The 17,509-nt window shown below is 74.5% G+C and carries 17 protein-coding genes and 1 tRNA gene; 15 read left to right on the forward strand and 3 right to left on the reverse strand.

All coding sequences use genetic code 11. The annotated features are described in order from the left end of the window. Positions 1 to 21: 21 nt before the first annotated feature. The 4 genes from NX801_RS05310 to NX801_RS05325 all read left to right on the forward strand — a co-directional run bounded on the left by NX801_RS05310 (position 22) and on the right by NX801_RS05325 (position 5,552). On the forward strand, positions 22 to 1,428 hold the full coding sequence (locus tag NX801_RS05310; protein ID WP_258785795.1) for a cobalamin biosynthesis protein CobG: 1,407 nt from the start codon (positions 22 to 24) through the stop codon (positions 1,426 to 1,428). Then, complete coding sequence (locus NX801_RS05315) at positions 1,425 to 2,072, forward strand: precorrin-8X methylmutase (RefSeq protein ID WP_258785796.1); 648 nt, start codon at positions 1,425 to 1,427, stop codon at positions 2,070 to 2,072. Before NX801_RS05310 ends, NX801_RS05315 begins: the two co-directional genes overlap by 4 nt. 164 nt (positions 2,073 to 2,236) lie before the next feature. Beyond that, positions 2,237 to 3,757, forward strand: a complete 1,521-nt coding sequence (gene cobJ, locus NX801_RS05320; RefSeq protein WP_258786104.1) for a precorrin-3B C(17)-methyltransferase — start codon at positions 2,237 to 2,239, stop codon at positions 3,755 to 3,757. 625 nt (positions 3,758 to 4,382) lie between these two features. Next, positions 4,383 to 5,552, forward strand: coding sequence for an amidase domain-containing protein (locus NX801_RS05325; RefSeq protein WP_258785797.1), 1,170 nt, complete (start codon positions 4,383 to 4,385; stop codon positions 5,550 to 5,552). A 159-nt stretch (positions 5,553 to 5,711) separates the two neighbouring features. On the opposite strand, the gene NX801_RS05330 is transcribed toward NX801_RS05325, so the two are convergent. Further along, the gene (locus NX801_RS05330; RefSeq protein WP_258785799.1) at positions 5,712 to 7,589 is read right to left on the reverse strand and encodes a sigma-70 family RNA polymerase sigma factor; all 1,878 of its coding nucleotides are present in this window, start codon (positions 7,587 to 7,589) and stop codon (positions 5,712 to 5,714) included. Between the two features lie 223 nt (positions 7,590 to 7,812). Next, positions 7,813 to 8,598 (reverse strand): cobalt-precorrin-6A reductase, encoded by a 786-nt coding sequence (locus NX801_RS05335; protein ID WP_258785802.1) that lies wholly within the window; start codon positions 8,596 to 8,598, stop codon positions 7,813 to 7,815. Between the two features lie 12 nt (positions 8,599 to 8,610). Between NX801_RS05335 and NX801_RS05340 the strand changes: the two genes are divergently transcribed. The 5 genes from NX801_RS05340 (at position 8,611) to NX801_RS05360 (ending at position 13,907) form a co-directional block, all read left to right on the forward strand. Further along, the gene (locus tag NX801_RS05340) at positions 8,611 to 9,873 is read left to right on the forward strand and encodes a cobalt-precorrin-5B (C(1))-methyltransferase (protein WP_258785803.1); all 1,263 of its coding nucleotides are present in this window, start codon (positions 8,611 to 8,613) and stop codon (positions 9,871 to 9,873) included. Positions 9,874 to 9,974: 101 nt separating this feature from the next. Then, complete coding sequence (locus tag NX801_RS05345) at positions 9,975 to 10,685, forward strand: HhH-GPD-type base excision DNA repair protein (RefSeq protein WP_258785804.1); 711 nt, start codon at positions 9,975 to 9,977, stop codon at positions 10,683 to 10,685. Between the two features lie 123 nt (positions 10,686 to 10,808). Then, the gene (locus NX801_RS05350) at positions 10,809 to 12,377 is read left to right on the forward strand and encodes a M28 family metallopeptidase (RefSeq protein ID WP_258785806.1); all 1,569 of its coding nucleotides are present in this window, start codon (positions 10,809 to 10,811) and stop codon (positions 12,375 to 12,377) included. A gap of 360 nt (positions 12,378 to 12,737) precedes the next feature. Continuing rightward, complete coding sequence (locus tag NX801_RS05355; protein ID WP_003999914.1) at positions 12,738 to 13,034, forward strand: type II toxin-antitoxin system VapB family antitoxin; 297 nt, start codon at positions 12,738 to 12,740, stop codon at positions 13,032 to 13,034. 237 nt (positions 13,035 to 13,271) lie between these two features. Continuing rightward, positions 13,272 to 13,907, forward strand: a complete 636-nt coding sequence (locus NX801_RS05360; protein WP_258785807.1) for a LytR C-terminal domain-containing protein — start codon at positions 13,272 to 13,274, stop codon at positions 13,905 to 13,907. Between the two features lie 239 nt (positions 13,908 to 14,146). Here the strand turns inward: NX801_RS05360 and upp are convergent, their stop codons facing one another. Next, complete coding sequence (gene upp, locus NX801_RS05365; protein WP_258785809.1) at positions 14,147 to 14,782, reverse strand: uracil phosphoribosyltransferase; 636 nt, start codon at positions 14,780 to 14,782, stop codon at positions 14,147 to 14,149. 86 nt (positions 14,783 to 14,868) lie between these two features. On the opposite strand from upp, the gene NX801_RS05370 reads away from it, so the two are divergent. The 6 genes from NX801_RS05370 (at position 14,869) to NX801_RS05395 (ending at position 17,489) form a co-directional block, all read left to right on the forward strand. Next, positions 14,869 to 15,111, forward strand: coding sequence for a hypothetical protein (locus tag NX801_RS05370; protein WP_258785812.1), 243 nt, complete (start codon positions 14,869 to 14,871; stop codon positions 15,109 to 15,111). A gap of 404 nt (positions 15,112 to 15,515) precedes the next feature. Further along, positions 15,516 to 16,052, forward strand: coding sequence for a tRNA adenosine deaminase-associated protein (locus NX801_RS05375; RefSeq protein WP_258785815.1), 537 nt, complete (start codon positions 15,516 to 15,518; stop codon positions 16,050 to 16,052). A gap of 215 nt (positions 16,053 to 16,267) precedes the next feature. Further along, positions 16,268 to 16,705: a tRNA adenosine(34) deaminase TadA gene (gene tadA, locus NX801_RS05380; RefSeq protein WP_258785816.1), complete on the forward strand. Its 438-nt coding sequence runs from the start codon at positions 16,268 to 16,270 to the stop codon at positions 16,703 to 16,705. A 74-nt stretch (positions 16,706 to 16,779) separates the two neighbouring features. Then, positions 16,780 to 16,864 (forward strand) — tRNA-Ser (locus NX801_RS05385). A gap of 127 nt (positions 16,865 to 16,991) precedes the next feature. Next, a complete protein-coding gene (locus tag NX801_RS05390; RefSeq protein WP_258785818.1) occupies positions 16,992 to 17,156 on the forward strand; it encodes a hypothetical protein in 165 nt (54 codons plus the stop codon). Positions 17,157 to 17,195: 39 nt separating this feature from the next. Continuing rightward, positions 17,196 to 17,489 (forward strand): Dabb family protein, encoded by a 294-nt coding sequence (locus NX801_RS05395; RefSeq protein WP_258785819.1) that lies wholly within the window; start codon positions 17,196 to 17,198, stop codon positions 17,487 to 17,489. Positions 17,490 to 17,509 lie beyond the last annotated feature (20 nt).

Raw genomic sequence — 17,509 nt, forward strand, 5'->3', positions numbered from 1 at the left:
GGCGGCCCGGGGCGCGTCGGTATGCTCGCCGCCATGCCCCCCGCACCGCACAGAACGCCCAAGCCGGGCGAGCCCGTCATACGGGACCGGGGTGACGCCTGCCCGGGCGCGCTCCGGCTGCATACGGCGGACGACGGCCGGCTGGCCCGGCTGCGGTTGCCGGCCGGGCGGCTGACGTCCCGGCAAATAGGCATACTCGCGGACGCCGCCGAGACCCTGGGCGACGGCCACCTGGGGATAACGTCCCGGGGCAACGCCGAGCTGCGCGGGCTGGGCGACGGCTGCGGCACCGAGCTGGCCGGCCGGCTCGCGGACGCCGGGCTGCTGCCCTCCCCCAGCCATGAACGGGTGCGGAACATCGTGGCCTCCCCGGCCGCCGGACTGGACGGACTCGGCCACGGGGACGTGGGCTCCTGGGCCCGGGAGCTGGACGCGCTGCTCTGCGCGGCCGACTGGGCGGCCGGGCTCTCCGGCCGGTTCCTCTTCGTCCTGGACGACGGGCGCGGGGATGTGGCCGGGCTCGGCGGCGATGTGACCTTGGTCGCAGCACCTCCGGAGAGCGGGGCGCCCGGGCGGCCGGGAGCGGGTGACGCGCTGCTGCACCTGGCCGGCCGGGCGGTGCGGGTGACCGCCGCCGACGCGCCCCGGGCCGCGCTGGCCGCCGCCCGGGCGTTCCTGGCCGCCGCCCGGGCCGCCGGCACCGGCGCCTGGCGGGTGGGTGAGCTGCCGCCCGGCCACGCGCCGGACCTGGCCGGGCATCTGGCGGCCGCGGGCATCCCGGCGGCCCCCGCCGGGGGAGCCGTACTCCCGGCCGGCCCTCCGCCCGAGCCCGGGCTGCTGGGCGACACCGCCCTCTACGCGCTGGCCCCGCTCGGACGGCTCCCGGCCGACCGGCTGCGGGCCCTGCTGCCCGCCGCCGAGGTCCGGCTCACCCCCTGGCGCGGTGCGGTGGTGACTGGGCTGCCCGGCCGGTCCGCCGCCCTGGCCCGGCTGCGCGCCCTGGCCGGCGCCGGGCTGATCACCGAGCCCGCCTCCCCCTGGGCCGGCGTCGGCGCCTGCACCGGCCGGCCGGGATGCGGCAAGGCGCTGGCCGACGTCCGGGCCGACGCGACCCCGGGTGCCGCCGGCCCGACGGGCCCCGGTCCGCTCCCCGGCGGCGCCGACCCGGCGGAGGCCGGTGGCACGGCCGCCGGTAGCCGGTTGCTGCCGGTGCACTTCTCCGGCTGCGACCGGCGCTGCGGCCATCCGCACGGGGCGTGGGTGGACGTGGTGGCGACCCCGGACGGCCACTATGAGGTGGACGGCGCCCCCACCAGCCGCGCCGAGCTGCCCGGGGTGGTCGCCGCCGCCCGGCGGGCCGGTGCCCGCCCGCGTGTCCGGACCCGGGGACTCCCGGGCCGTGCCCCCAGCCCCCGTACCACGAGATGAGCGAGAGCGAAGTGTTCGACTACGAGAAGGACGGGGCGGAGATCTACCGCCAGTCCTTTGCCACGATCCGCGCCGAGGCGGATCTCGCGGGGCTGCCCGCCGACGTCAGCCAGGTCGCGGTGCGGATGATCCACGCCTGCGGGATGACCGACCTCGTCCGGGACCTCGCCTTCTCGCCCGGCGTCGTCGCCCGTGCCCGGGAGGCGCTGCGGGCCGGGGCGCCGATCCTCTGCGACGCCCGGATGGTGGCCAGCGGGGTCACCCGCAAGCGGCTGCCGGCCGACAACGAGGTGGTCTGCACCCTCAACGACCCGGCCGTGCCGGAGCTCGCCGCCGAGCTGGGCACCACCCGGTCCGCCGCCGCGCTGGAACTCTGGCGGGACCGGCTGGCGGGCTCGGTGGTGGCCATCGGCAACGCCCCGACCGCCCTCTTCCACCTGCTGGAGATGATCCGGGCCGGCGCCCCCCGCCCGGCGGCCGTGCTCGGCATTCCGGTCGGCTTCATCGGCGCCGCCGAGTCCAAGGACGCGCTCGCCGCCCACGCTCCGGAGCTGGGCGTGGAGCACCTGGTGGTCCGGGGCAGGCGCGGCGGCAGCGCGATGGCCGCCGCCGCCCTCAACGCCATCGCGAGCGAGGCGGAGTGAGCGCCATGGACGCCAAGCGCACCGCTGACACCGAGAGCACCGCGAACGCGGAGAACGCAGCGAGCACCGCGGACACCCAGAACGCCGGGCACACCGGGACCGGCACGTCCGGCGCCCCCGGCAGGCTGTACGGGGTCGGGCTGGGTCCCGGCGACCCCTCGCTGATGACCGTCCGGGCCGTGGAGGCCATCGCGGCGGCGGACGTGGTGGCGTACCACTGCGCCCGGCACGGCCGCTCGATCGCCCGCTCCATCGCGGCGAAGCACATCCGGGCGGACCACATCGAGGAGCGGCTGATGTACCCGCTCACCGTGGAGACCACCGACCACCCGGGCGGCTACCGGGGCGCGCTCGACGACTTCTACCAGGAGGCCGCCGCCCGGCTCGCCGCGCATCTGGACGCCGGGCGCACGGTCGCCGTGCTGGCCGAGGGCGACCCGCTCTTCTACGGCTCCTACCAGCACATGCACAAGCGGCTGGCCCACCGCTACCCGACCGAGGTCATTCCGGGTGTCACCTCCGTCAGCGCCTCGGCCGCCCGGCTCGGCGAACCGCTGGTGGAGGCCGAGGAGACCCTGACGATCATCCCCGGCACCCTTCCCGAGGAGGAGCTGACCGCCCGGCTGGCGGCGGCCGACTCCGCGGTGGTGATGAAGCTGGGCCGGACCTTCCCGGCGGTGCGGCGGGCGCTGGAGCGCGCGGGCCGGCTGGCGGACGCCCGCTATGTGGAGCGGGCCACCATGCCAGGCGAGCGCACCGGACGACTGCTGGACGTGGACCCGGAGTCGGTGCCGTATTTCTCGGTGGCCGTCCTGCCGTCCAAGGTCGCGGTCCTCACCGTGGAACCGGGCGACGTCCCCGGCCAGCCGGACGGCGCCCGGAACCCGGACGAAGCCCCCGAGCAGTCGGCAGCGGCCACGGACACCGGGACGACCGCGGTCCCCGGTGAGGTGGTCGTGGTCGGGACCGGGCCGGCCGGGCCTCGGTGGCTGACGCCCGAGTCGCGGGGCGCGCTCGCCGCCGCCACCGATCTGGTCGGCTACACCACCTATCTCGACCGGGTGCCCGAGCACCCCGGCCAGCTCCGGCACGGCTCGGACAACAAGGTGGAGTCGGAACGGGCCGAGTTCGCGCTCGAACTGGCCCGGCGCGGGCGGCGGGTCGCGGTGGTGTCGGGCGGCGACCCGGGGGTCTTCGCCATGGCGACGGCGGTGCTGGAGGTCGCCGCCGAGGAGCCCTACCGGGACGTGCCGGTACGGGTGTTGCCCGGGGTGACGGCGGCGAACGCGGCGGCCGCCGCGGCGGGCGCCCCGCTCGGCCACGACTACGCCACCATCTCGCTCTCGGACCGGCTCAAGCCCTGGGAGGTCATCGCGGAACGGCTGCGCGCCGCCGTCTCGGCCGATCTGGTGCTCGCGCTCTACAACCCGGGCTCGCGCAGCCGTACCTGGCAGGTGGCGAAGGCGCGGGAACTGCTCCTCGAACTGCGGGCGCCGGATACCCCGGTGGTGGTGGCCCGGGACGTGGGCGGGCCCGGCGAGTCGGTGCGGGTGCTGTCGCTGGCCGAACTGGACCCGGCCGAGGTGGACATGCGGACCCTGCTGCTGATCGGCTCCTCGCAGACCCGGGTCACCGACCGGGCCGACGGCCGCCGCCTCGCCTGGACCCCGCGCCGCTACCCGTAGCCCCGCCCGGCGGGAGGGCCGTACGCCTGTCGCCCCGTTCCCCCGGGAGGGGCCGTACGGCGACGGCCCTCACCACCGGCTGGGCCGTACGACCGTCGCTCCGTCACCCAGGCCCCCTTCCGGCGGCCCCCTTCCGGCGGCCGCCGGAAGGGGGCCGCCGGAAGGGGCGTACGGCCCTCGCCCGGTGCCGGAGGTCCCGTACCGGGGCGTACCGGGGTGGCGGGAAACCGACCGCCGGAAGCGGCGATTCCAAGGCCCCGTCCGCCGTGTCGAATTGGCCGGAAACACATCCCCCCGCCAGGGAGCCGCACGGCCCGGGGGAGCCCGGCCGAGGGAAGACCGGCACCCAACCGGAACCGGATGCGCGACCCGGCCTCCGGCCGTCGATCCGCCCAGGGCCCCGTTCTGCGGGGCCGGCCGGACGGGCGGGACCGGGGGCGTACCGTAACCGGAACGGGCGCACCGGCGGCCGGAGCCCGGAGATACTCACAAGTAGTGCCGGTTCCGCAGCGGTTGGTGTTGTGGCGAATCTGGTACACACACAGCCCCTTCACACGACGGGACTTCATGCGAAGATTCCGTCCCCCGGTCCGTGCGTCGACCGGGTGACAAGGGGAAGTTCTTCGTGAAGAAATCGACGTTCAGGGCCACGGTCGGCGGCGTCCTCGCGGTCGCCGCCGCGGCCGTCGTGCTGCCCACCACCGCCGGCGCCTCGTGGTACTCGTCCAGCACCCCGGCGGCCACCACGGTCGACCGCGCCACCACCGAGTCCTTCGGCAAGGTGGCCGAGCAGGTGCTGGCGGAGCGTACCGCCGCCCTGGTGGACGGCAAGGAGACCACCCGGTCGGCGCCGCCCGCCGACCGCAAGGTGCATCTCTCCTCCGGCCTGTTCCGCGCCGAGGGGACCTCCTGGTCCTCGCTGCGCGACCGCAAGAAGCGCCTCCGCGACCTGGGCGAGGCGTACAGCAAGGGCGACACCAAGGTCACCGTGGACAGCACCAAGGTGCGCGACGGCAAGGCCACGGTCCGGGTCACCGAGACCACCACGCTCAGCTACCGGAAGATCCGGGGCAACGAGCCGGGCACCACCGGCTTCCAGGCCCACCACGAGCTGACCTTCGCCCAGGCGGCGGGCGGTACGTGGGAGCTGACCGGCATACGCTCCACCGACACCGGTCTGGCCGCGGTCAACGCGCCGCTCAAGACGCCGATGACCAAGACGACCGACGGGGACGACGGCCTGCCGGTGGCGAAGACCGCCACCACCAGCCGTCCGTGGCGGACCCCGGCCGAGAAGCCGTCGACCAGCTCCAGTGGTTACGACTACAAGGCGATGGCCGCGTACGCGGAGAAGTACTGGAGCCGGTACAACTCCGCCTACCCGTCCTACGACAACCAGGGCGCGGGCGGCGACTGCACCAACTTCGTCAGCCAGGCGCTGAAGGCGGGCGGCTGGAAGCACGCGCCCGGCAGCTGGGACGACTACCGCAAGTGGTGGAGCGACCCGAACCTGGGCCAGACGCAGACCTTCGTGGGCGTCAACGAGTGGTCCTGGTTCGCCCTCTCCAGCAAGCGGACGACCAACCTCTCGAACGTCTGGGAGATGGGCGTCGGTGACGTCCTCCAGGTCGACTTCGACCGGGACGGCTCGAAGGACCACACCATGATGGTCACCTACAAGGACTGGTTCGGTACGCCGTATCTGACGTACCACTCCAACAACACCTACCGGAAGTCGCTGGCGAGCATCCTCGCGTCCTACCCGAGCGCGAAGTACTACGCCTACCGCACCTGATCACCAGTCACACCCTCGCGGCACCATCGTTCCGGCGGACGGTCCCACCGGTCCGCCGGAACGATTCAGCACATGTCGACGCGCGCGGTCCGCTCCCGCCGCCCGGCCCAGCCCCCGTTCCGCCGTCCCGGTTCCGCCGGCCCGCTCCCGCCCGGCTTCTCAGCTCCGGGCGCCGAAGACCTGGGTCCACCAGGGGCCGCCGGAACCCTCGTGTATGCCGACGCCGATCTCCTTGAAGGAGCAGTTCAGGATGTTGGCGCGGTGGCCGGAGCTGTTCATCCAGGAGTCCATCACCGATTCGGGGCTCTGCTGCCCCCGGGCTATGTTCTCGCCGTACGTGGACCACTGGTACCCGGCGGCGGTGACCCGGTCGCCCGGGTCCTTGCCGTCCGGGCTGGTGTGGTCGAAGTAGCCGCGCGCGGCCATGTCGTCGGAGTGGCGCCGGGCCGCCGTGTCCAGCAGGCCGTTCTGGCTGACCGGTCCACAGCCGTTCTTGGCGCGCTCGGAGTTGACCAGCGCGGTCACCCGCTGCCCGAAGGAGCCGCCGGCCGGGGCGGGGTCCGGCTTCTCGGACTTCTCGGGCTCCGGCTCGGGGCGGGGACGCGGCTCGGACGGCTCCGGGCGCTCGGTCCTCGTCCGGCCGGGCGTGGGCTTCGGCTTCGGCTTGGCGCTGGGGGTGGCCGAGGCGGAGGGGCTCTTCGACGCGGAGGGCGACGGCGAGGCCGAGGGCGAGGCGGACGCCGACGGCGTGACGGCCGGTGTGACGGGCGCGTCCCAGGGGACCTGGGAGCGGGCCGGTTCGGCCGCGGTGTCGGTGCGCACCTCGGTGGCGCCGTCCGGGCCCAGCAGCTTCACCCCGGCGATCCCGCCCCCGACGACCAGCAGCGCCACCGCCGCCGCCACGACCGCGGTACGGCGCTGGTGCCGGCGGCGGTCCTGCCGCGCCCGGCCCCGGCCGCCGGTACGCCCCCCGGAGCCGTCCGAAACGTTTCCGCGCCGGCCGCCACCGGACCCGCGGCCGCCACCGGGAAGGCCACCCGGCCCATGACCGCCGCTGCCCACGGCCGGCAGCTGGGCGGTGGCGTCACCGCCGGACCACGTGCCGGCCCCCGGGTCCTGACGCCCGGCGCCCGGGAGCGGGCCGGGATGCCCGGCCCCCGGGACCGTGCCCGCGTACCCGGCGCCCGGGATCTGCTGCGTGGCGCCCGTGAGGCCCAGCGCGTCGCCGGCGCCGCCCGCCAGTCCGGCCGCTCCGGCGAGCGCGGCGCCCACCGGCACCAGGCCCAGGCCGACCAGCAGCCCCTCGGCCGGCACCAGACCGGCGCCGTGACCGGAGCAGGCGGTGCACTCCCGGGCGTGCCGGGCGATGCGCTTGCGCCAGAGCGCGGACGGCAATCCGTCCCAGCCGACCAGCGCGTCGTCCAGCAGCACACAGCGGGGCACCGCCGTCAGCGCCCGCACCACGATCCGCGCCGTCTCCAGCTGGGCCTTCATCCGCTGCACCCGGACCGCCGTGTGCTGCGGCGACAGCTCCATGGCGGCGGCCACCTCGGTCCGGGTCAGCTCGCCCGCCGCCTCCAGCCACCAGAGCGACAGCAGCGCCCGGTCGGTGTCGTCCAGCCAGCGGGTGGCCTCCGCGACCTCCCGGCGCTGTCCGGAAAGACCCAGCCGGACGATGGTGAGGTCCACGAAGTCGGCCCCGGGGTCCGCCACCTCATGGCCCTCGCTCAGCGCGGCCAGCGCCGCCGGGGCGAACCGGTGGTCACGTATCTGGTTCATGGTGATCGCCACCAGCCAGGAGCGGAAGCGCGCCGGGTCCCGCAGCGAGCCGAGGCCGCCGAGCGCCCGGATCATCGTGTCCTGGACGACGTCGTCCACATCGGCGTGCCCGCCCAGCGCGCGGCCGACGATGTTGTAGACGAGCGGCAGATACGCCGCGACCAGCGCGTCCTGCGCCCGCTGGTCGCCGCCCTGCGCCGCACGGACCAGCGATTCGCCGGCCTCATGGGCCTCGCGGACCTCACGTTCGTCGCTCACGCCTCGGACCTCTCTCCTGTGACCCCATGGACTCCCGCGACCCCATGGATCTCGCGAACCCATGGGTCCCGCGAACCCGTCGCACCGTCGCACGCACATCCGCCCGACACCTGGGAGACCGGCCCGGGAGGCCGGGATAACGAAAACTTCCGGAGATCCCCGAAACTTTTTCGCGCGCCCCCGGGCACGGGCCCCGGTCCCCCCGGGCCCGCGGGCCGGCCGGTCAGGCCGGCTCGTCCTCGGGCCCCCGTCGGTACGGGTCGTACGGATGCGGACGCAGGGTATCCAGCCAGGCCGCCGCCCCCTCCGGCGACGGGGTCTCCCGGACCCCCTCGGGCACCGGCGGCCTGCGGACCACCACCACCGGCACCCCCGCCTCGCGGGCGGCGGTCAGCTTGGGCGCGGTGGCCGCTCCGCCGCTGTCCTTGGTGACCAGGACGTCGATCGCGTACCGGCGGAGCAGCTCCCGCTCCCCGTCCAGGGTGAACGGCCCCCGGTCGAGCAGGGTCTCCAGCCGGGCCGGGTACGGGGGCTCCGGCGGGTCCACCGAGCGGACCAGGAACCAGCGGTCGTCCAGGTGCGCGAAGGCCGCGAGTCCCATCCGGCCCGTGGTGAGGAAGACCCGCCGGCCCAGGCCCCGTACCAGCTCCGCCGCCCCGGCCAGCGAGTCCGTTCCGTGCCAGTCGTCGCCCGGCACCGGGGCCCAGCCTGGGCGCCGCAGCGCCAGCAGGGGAACATGGACGGCGGCGGTCGCGAGGGCCGCGTGGAAACTGATCGTGCCGGCGAAGGGATGAGTGGCGTCGATGACCGCGTCCACCCGGTGCGCGCGCAGCCACTCCGCCATGCCCTCGGTCCCGCCGAAGCCGCCCACCCGCACCTCGCCGGGCGGCAGCCGGGGCGCGGCGACCCGCCCGGCCAGCGAACTGGTCACCCGGTCCGAGCCCCGGGCGTGCAGCAGCTCGGCGAGGCGGCGGGCCTCGGTCGTTCCCCCGAGGATGAGTACGTGCATGGGAAGCCGTCCATGAAGTCCAGTGAGTCAGCCACGCCGGCCGGGTCCGGTACGCCGGGCAACCCGGCCACCCCGACCGCACCGACCGCACCGGGCGGCGCCACGGGGGCGGCCGGTCCGGCCGGCGGGCGCGGCGCCCAACTCAAGCACACCGGTCTCCGGCCCGGCTGGACGACCGGTGCCTGCGCCACGGCGGCGGCCACCGCCGCGTACACCGCGCTGCTCACCGGCGACTTCCCGGACCCGGTGACCATCACTCTGCCCAAGGGCCAGACCCCGGCCTTCGCGCTGGCCGTCGAGGAACTGGCGGCGGGCCGGGCGACGGCCGGGGTGGTGAAGGACGCCGGGGACGATCCGGATGTCACCCACGGGGCGCTGGTCCGGGCCACGGTACGGCTCCTCCCGCCCGGCTCGGGCGTGGTCTTCCGGGCCGGTCCCGGCGTCGGCACGGTCACCCGGCCGGGGCTGCCGCTGGAGGTGGGCGAGCCCGCGATCAACCCGGTGCCGCGCCGGATGATGACCGACCAGGTGGCGGAGGCGGCGGCCCGGCACGGCGGGCGCGGCGACGTGGAGATCACCGTCTCCATCGACCACGGCGAGGAGATCGCCCGTTCCACGTGGAACCCCCGGCTCGGCATCCTGGGCGGGCTCTCGGTCCTCGGCACCACCGGGATCGTGGTCCCCTACTCCTGCTCCGCCTGGATCGACTCCATCCGCCGGGGCGTGGACGTGGCCCGGGCGGCCGGGCGCACCCATGTCGCCGGCTGCACCGGCTCCACCTCCGAGCGGACCGTGGCGGAGCTGTACGGGCTCCCCGAGGACGCCCTGCTCGACATGGGCGACTTCGCCGGTGCGGTGCTCAAGTACGTACGGCGCCACCCGGTGGAGCGGCTCACCGTCTGCGGCGGCTTCGCCAAGCTCTCCAAGCTGGCGGCGGGCCATCTGGACCTGCACTCGGCGCGCTCCCAGGTGGACAAGGGCTTCCTGGCGGAGCTGGCCCGTACCGGCGGCGCCGGGGAGGAGCTGGCCGGCCAAGTGGCGGAGGCCAACACCGGGCTGGCCGCGCTCCAGCTCTGCGCGGCGGCGGGCGTGCCGCTCGGCGATCTGGTGGCGGTGGCCGCCCGGGACCAGGCGCTGGAGGTGCTGCGCGGGGCGCCGGTGGCGGTGGACGTGGTCTGCGTCGACCGGGCCGGGGCGGTGGTCGGCCGCAGCACCCCGGCGGGCGGACCTCCGGCGGGCGGCCCCCCGCTCCGGCGCCGCGCCCCCGGGACCTGAGCCGCCGGGGCCGGCCGGGTGCCCGGCGGGTCCGTACGGGCGCCGCCCGGGAGGGTCCGTCCGCCGTGCGCCGGTCCTGCCGGGGCGCCACCATCGGAACCATGAGCCCCACGATCCGGATCGCCCAGCAGCCCGAGGCCGACGAACTGCTCGGCCGCAGTCCGCTCGCCGCCCTCGTCGGCATGCTGCTGGACCAGCAGGTGCCCATGGAGTGGGCGTTCTCGGGGCCGTACACCATCGCCCGGCGGATGGACGCCGACGATCTGGACGCGCACGCCATCGCGGCGTACGACCCCGAGGCGTTCGCGGCCCTGCTGTCGGCCAAGCCCGCCGTGCACCGCTACCCCGGCTCCATGGCCAAGCGGGTGCAGCAGCTCTGCCAGTACCTGGTGGACGAGTACGGCGGGGACGCGAGCGCCGTCTGGGCGGACGCGGCCACCGGCGCCGAGCTGCTCGGCCGGCTCCTCGCGCTGCCCGGGTACGGCAGACAGAAGGCGCAGATCTTCCTCGCCCTGCTGGGCAAGCGGTACGGCGTCCGGCCGCCCGGCTGGCGGGAGGCGGCGGGCGGGTACGGCGAGGAGGGCGCGTACCGCTCGGCGGCGGACATCACGGGGCCGGAGACGCTCGCCCGGGTCCGGGCGCACAAGCAGGAGGCCAAGCGCGCGGCGAAGGCGGCGAAGCCGGTGAAGACCACAAAACCCGCCGGGACGGCGAAGACGGCAACGACCGCGAAGACGACGGCGAGGACGGCGGCGGAGACCGCGAAGGAGGCCGGGGGCGGCGGCTCCGTGGACACTCCGTCGTCCGGCTGACCCCGTTCCGGCCGCTCCCGGCCATCCGTACGGGAAATCCCTTGAGTTGGGACACATCTGTTCCCAGACTCCGGGGAGATCGCTAGCTTCCCCTCAACCTCGTTCGCTCCGGGAAGGACCCCTGTGTACGCACCCTCTCGCAGAGCCGCGGCCGCCCTGGCCGCCGCCGCGCTCGCGACCCCGCTCCTGCTGGCGTCCGCCTCCCCCGCCTCGGCCGACCGGAACGCCCCGGGCTCCGCGGCCGCCCGGGACGCCGCCAGGCTCTCCAGGGAACTCGTCAGGGACGCCTCCGCCAAGGACGCGTACCAGCACCTGAAGAAGTTCCAGCAGATAGCCGACTCGGCCGGCGGCAACCGCGCGGCCGGCACCCTCGGCCACGACGCCTCGGCGGCCTATGTCTACCAGCAGCTCCAGAAGGCCGGTTACCAGGTCGAGTACCAGAAGTTCGACTTCCAGTACACCGAGACCCAGGCCCAGAAGCTCTCGGTGCTCTCGCCCGCGCCGCGCGAGGTGACCATCTCCGCGATGACGTACACCAGGTCGACCCCGGTCGGCGGGGTGAAGGCCGCGCTGGCCGCCGTCCCGGCACCGGCCGAGGACACCACCCCGGGCTGTGAGCCCACCGACTACGCCACCGGCACCTTCACCGGCAAGATCGCGCTCATCAAGCGCGGCGGCTGCACCTTCGCGGACAAGCAGGCCCAGGCGGCGGCCGCCGGCGCGATCGGCGCCATCATCTACAACAACACCACCGGCGCCCTCTCCGGGACCCTCGGGGACGCGGCCGCCGGCAAGATCCCGGTCGGCGGGGTCTCGCAGGCCGACGGCGAGGCGCTCGCCGCCGACGCCGCCAAGGGTCCGGTGGAGGTCTCGTTCGAGATCCGCCAGCTCCAGCAGACCCGCTCCACCAACAACGTCATCGCGGAGACCAAGCGCGGCAACGCCGCCAACACCGTGATGCTCGGCGCCCACCTGGACTCGGTGACGGCCGGTCCCGGCATCAACGACAACGGCTCCGGCTCGGCCGGACTGCTGGACGTCGCCCTCAAGCTGGCCAAGCGGGAGAAGCAGCCCGCCAACAAGGTGCGGTTCGCCTGGTGGTCGGCCGAGGAGAACGGCCTGCTCGGTTCCGAGCACTATGTGTCGAAGATGAGCGACCTCGACCGCAAGGAGGTCAAGCTCTATCTGAACTTCGACATGATCGCCTCGCCCAACTACGGCCTGTTCGTCTACGACGGCGACAACTCGGACAACGTCGGCGAGGGCCCCGGCCCGGCGGGCTCGGCCCAGCTGGAGCGGGACATCAACGAGTTCCTCGACAAGCAGGGCCGGCCGCACGAGGGCACCGACTTCACCGGACGCTCGGACTACGGCCCGTTCATCGAGGTCGGCATCGCCTCGGGCGGCACCTTCACCGGCGCCGAGGGGCTCAAGACGGCGCGCCAGGCGGAGAAGTTCGGCGGCACCGCGGGAGCGGCGTACGACGCGTGCTACCACGCCAAGTGCGACGACCTGAAGAACATCGACATGACGGCGTTCGACATCAACATCGACGTCATCGCCAACGCGGTGGGCACCTACGCCCATGATCTGAGCTCGCTGCGCAAGCCGGTGGTCTCCGTGCCGACCGAGGGCGACGCGGGCAGCGGCGGCGGGCTGCACGACGACCACGGCCACGAGGTGACCGAGTGACCCGGCGGGTCCGCCCGGCCCACTGAGCCCGCCCGGCTCGTCCGGTCCACTGAGCCCGCCCGGACCGCCCGGCCGGTCCGGGCCACCCGGACCGGCGCCCGGTGACGGCGGCGGCCGGACGGTGACGACGGGGCGGTGACGACGGGGCGGTGGCGACAGGAGGGTGGCGACGGGGCGACGGTGGCGGTAACGGCGGGGGGCCCGCGCGGAACCCCGGGGGAAACCCGTCCGCGCGGGCGCCCCGCCGCGCCCCGCTTGCCGGGGTTTCCGCGTTTTGCGGTGCCGGTGTTCGCTGCGGGGCGACACCGCACCGGCTCCGCGTGGCTGCGCCGGGCGGTACGGGCCCGGTAGGCTTTCCGTGTGATCTTCAAGCGCATCGGTAACGGACGGCCGTATCCCGACCACGGCCGGGAAAGCACCCGCCAGTGGGCGGACGTGGCGCCGCGCCCGGTCCGTCTCGATCAGCTCGTGACCACCAAGGGCCAGCTGGACCTGGAGACGCTGCTGGCCGAGGACTCCACCTTCTACGGTGACCTCTTCGCGCACGTCGTGAAGTGGCAGGGCGATCTCTATCTGGAGGACGGTCTGCACCGCGCCGTCCGCGCGGCCCTCCAGCAGCGCCAGGTGCTCCACGCCCGGGTGCTGGAGCTCGACTGACCCGGCGGCCCGCCGCCGGGCCCCCTGGCCGCCCCGGCTCCGATCCGGCCCAGCCCCGCGGCCGTCCGGTCCGCCGCCGGGCACCGGCCGCCCCGGTCGGCCGCACCGCACGGCCCGGCGTGCCCCGCACCCCGAAAGGGCCGTCGCTGAGCCTTACGGGTCCTTTGCCTACCCGACCGGCTCACTCGTATTGATCGTTTAGTAGGCACGGTCGGCGGGGCGCATTACGCTGCGCTCATGAGCATGCTCACTCCCCCCGGCATGGGCAGGAAGTACCGCGTCACGGGGACGGTCTACCCCCGGATGCGCCGCCCGCCGCGCCGCCGCCGGCTGCTGCTCGCGGCCCTCGCCGCGGTGCTCGTCCTGGGCCTGGGCGGCTGGGGAACCGTGCAGCTCGTCGATCTCTTCGCCGGGGACGGCTCCCGTACCGTCCGGGCCGCCGCGCCCGCCGCCTGCGAGCCGAAGAAGCCCGCAGCCCCCGTGCGGCCGGCGGTCGCGCTGCCGCCCCCGGGGCAGATCACCGTCAATGTCTACAACGCCACCCCGCGCGCCGGGCTCGCCAAGGCGACCGCCGACGAGCTGAAGAAGCGCGGCTTCGCCATCGGCAAGGTCGGCAACGCGCCCGTCGCCCTCGACAAGAAGGTGCCCGGCACCGGACTGCTGCTCGGCGGCACCGAGGCCGTGCAGGGCGCCTTCCCGGTGCTCGGCACCCAGCTGAAGGGCGCCCTCACCAGGACGGACACCCGGCCGACCGCCGATGTGGACCTGGTCATCGGTACGGCGTTCCAGGCGCTGACGCCCCCGAAGGACGCCACCGTCGCCCTCACCGCCCTGACCCGGCCGAAGCCCCTGCCCGAGCCGTCCGGCTGCTGAGGCCCGCACCGCTCCGGCCGGAACCGCCACCGGGCTGTCCGGCCGCTCGCCCGTACGGCCACCGGGCCGGTCTTCCGTACGTATCCTCTTCCGTACGTACCCTCTTCCGTACGTACACACGACGGGCCCGGCCGCCGGGTCGCCCGACGGCTTCGGCCGGCCGACCGGCCGGCCGCTCGTACCGGCTCACTCGACGATGCCGGCTCACTCGACGTGCCGGCCTCATCGACGGTGTCGGGTTACTCGGCCGTGCCGTACATCCGGTCGCCCGCGTCGCCGAGCCCCGGCACGATGTAGCCGTGCTCGTTGAGCCGCTCGTCCACCGAGGCGGTGACCACCGTCACCGGCGTACCGGCGAGTTCACGCTCCATCACCGCGACGCCCTCCGGCGCGGCCAGCAGCACCACGGCGGTGACGTCGTCCGCCCCCCGCTTGATCAGCTCCTGGATCGCCGCGACCAGCGTGCCACCGGTGGCCAGCATCGGGTCCAGCACATACACCTGACGCCCGGAGAGGTCCTCCGGCATCCGGGTCGCGTAGGTGGACGCCTCCAGGGTCTCCTCGTTGCGGATCATGCCGAGGAAGCCGACCTCGGCGGTCGGCAGCAGCCGCACCATGCCGTCGAGCATGCCGAGACCGGCCCGGAGGATGGGCACGACCAGCGGCTTCGGGGAGGACAGCTTCACCCCGGTGGTCCCGGTGACCGGGGTCTCGATGTCGACCTGCTCGGTGCGCACGTCCCGGGTCGCCTCATAGGCGAGCAGGGTGACCAGCTCGTCGGCGAGCCGCCGGAAGGTAGGGGAGTCGGTGCGCTTGTCGCGCAGCGTGGTGAGTTTGTGCGCCACCAGCGGGTGGTCGACGACGTGGATCCGCATGCCCTCCACAGTAGCCCGCACTGGCATGCACCCACGCCGGGGAGGGAAGCTGAGAAGGACGGACCCAGCCTGGGGGTGATGTCACGATGCCGGAGCCGGAGCGGCCGAAGCCGGTGCGGGAGAGCCCGGAGGACCCGGCGAGCCCGCGCCCCGGCCGGGGGGCGGCCGACGGGGGCGAGGCCGAGAGCGACGCGGAGCGCAGGCGGCGCCGGGCCCAGTTCCTTCGCGAGCTGAACGAGGCGAAGGCCCTGCGCGACCGGGTGCAGCCGCGCCGCGCCCGGGCGGTCAGAATGCGCCAGCAGATGCGGATGCGTACCTTCCGCTGGTGATGATCGTCACCCTGAGTCACACGGCGCGCGCCACCGGCCAGGGACACGCCGGACACGCCGGACACAGCGGTCGTCACGCCGGTCGTCACTCCGGTCGTCACTCCGGTCGTACCGGCACCCCCGTACTTCCGGCGACGCCCCGCGGCCGGACCGCCTCCCGGGGCCGCCGGACGCCGACCGCCGGGTCCCGCCCCGCCCCGGCGCACGGTCGCCGGGCCGCTCCACGGCGACGCGCGAGGCGGGGCGGGCGGTGACAGCGACGGGGTCGGGGACTCAGACTGGTGCACGACGCAAGAGCGGAACGCCTCTCCTGAGGGGTCCGTATCTGCCACGATTCCGGTTGGGCGGGGCACAGCAGGAGCGTTCCGCCCGATCGTCACACCTCTGATCAGTGGGAGAGTCAGGTGTACTTCGCCGCACTGCTCGCGCGCACCGAAGACGGGTGGGAAGCGAGCGACACAGAGCTCGACGATGTGGAGACCCTGTCGGATCTGACCGATCTGGCACGGGAAGCCTCGGTGGACGACGACACGGTCGTCGTCTACATCGAGCAGGAGGACGCGTGGTTCGGCATCGTCCGGGTGGAGGGCGAGGACGACCCGCGCATCTATGTGTCGGACGGGGCCGCCGCCGCGCGCTCCTCGTACGGGGAGATCCTCACCAAGGAACTGCTGGGCGACGACCGGGACGACGACGGCACCGACCTGGACGCGCTGGACCTGGACGGCACCGAGGACGGGGAGCCGCTGGACGACGAGGAGGAGGAGGAGGAGACGCCCCCGCCGGCCGCCGACGCCGTACCCGCCGCACCGGTCGGGGACCGGCTGCTCCTGGCCGACCTCGGCCTGTCCGAGAAGGGACTGCTGGCGCTCGGCCCGGACGCGCTGGCGGAGATCGCGGACGCGCTCGGCGCCGCGGAGGTACTGGAGACCGTCCGCTAGTGCACGACCCCCTGTCCTCGCCGGCCCCGCCGTCCCCCGCGACTCCTCCGCCGTCCGGGTCCCCGTCCCCGTCGTCCCCGTCCTCCTCCTCGTCCTTGTCGTCCGCGTCGTCCTTCTCGTCCTCGTCATCCTCCTCGCCCCCGTCGCCCTCCTCGGTGCCGGGCCCCTCCGCGTCCCCTCCCGCCGATCCCGTACGCGACCCGTGGCGGGCGCCCATGCGTCTCGCCCTGGCGGAGGCGGCGCGGGCGGCGCGGGCCGGCGAGGTGCCGGTCGGCGCGGTCGTGCTCGCCCCCGGCGGGCCGGAGGCACCGGTGCTGGCCGCCGGTCACAACGAGCGCGAGACCACCGGCGATCCGACGGCGCACGCCGAGGTGCTGGCGCTGCGCCGGGCGGCCGGGCGGCTCGGTGAGTGGCGGCTGGCCGACTGCACCCTCGTCGTCACCCTGGAACCCTGTGTGATGTGCGCGGGCGCGCTCGTTCAGGCCCGGGTGGGCCGGCTGGTGTTCGGGGCGCTGGACGAGAAGGCGGGCGCGGTGGGTTCGCTCTGGGACCTGGTAAGGGACCGGCGGCTGAACCACCGCCCCGAGGTGGTGCACGGGGTGCTGGCGGACGCCTGCTCCGGGCTGCTGACCGACTTCTTCCGCTCCCTCTGACCCGCCCCGCCCCACGCCACCGCGCTCCACGGCGGATTTCTCCGAAGCGGCATCTTTGGTCTAAGCTCTCTCTCGGTAGCGTGTCCGAGCGGCCGAAGGAGCTCGCCTCGAAAGCGAGTGTGGCGCAAGTCACCGAGGGTTCAAATCCCTCCGCTACCGCTCTTCACGAAGGGGCGGTCCCGTACGGGGCCGCCCCTTCGAGCGTTTGTCTCGCACCCGGGACGGCCCTCGGAAGCTCGGTTAGACTCACCCGACCGCCCAGGGGATCACAGGGGGAGCAGGGCAGATGGTGCAGGCGAAGAAGATCTCGCTCTATGTCCTTGTCGTCTTCGTGCTGTACACGATCATCACCTCCCCCGAACGGGCCGCCGATCTGGTGCAGGTAGGGTTCGAGGGCATTTCCAGCGCCGCGCAGGGCGTCGGCGACTTCATGACCGCGATCATCAACTAGCCCGCGCCCGGGCCGGCTTGCCACCCTCAGGGAGTCCGAGTGATCCGCCATCTGGTCCTGTTCAAGCTCAACGAGGGCGTGACGCGCGACGAGCCCCGGGTCGTCGCCGGCGCCAAGGCGTTCGAGGAGCTCGGCGGCCTCGTCCCGGAGCTGACGTTCTGGGAGTGCGCCTGGAACATCACCGACCGGCCCATCGCGTACGACTTCGCCATCAACTCGGCCGTCGCGGACCGGGACGCCCTGCGCCGCTACATCGAGCACCCGGCCCACCAGGCCGCCGCCGGGCAGTGGCGGGAGTTCGCCACCTGGGTGATCGCGGACTACGAGTTCTGACTCGTCCGAGCCCCCCGGCG

It is taken from the genome of Streptomyces pyxinae (assembly GCF_024756275.1).
GTDB classification, from domain to species: domain Bacteria; phylum Actinomycetota; class Actinomycetes; order Streptomycetales; family Streptomycetaceae; genus Streptomyces; species Streptomyces pyxinae.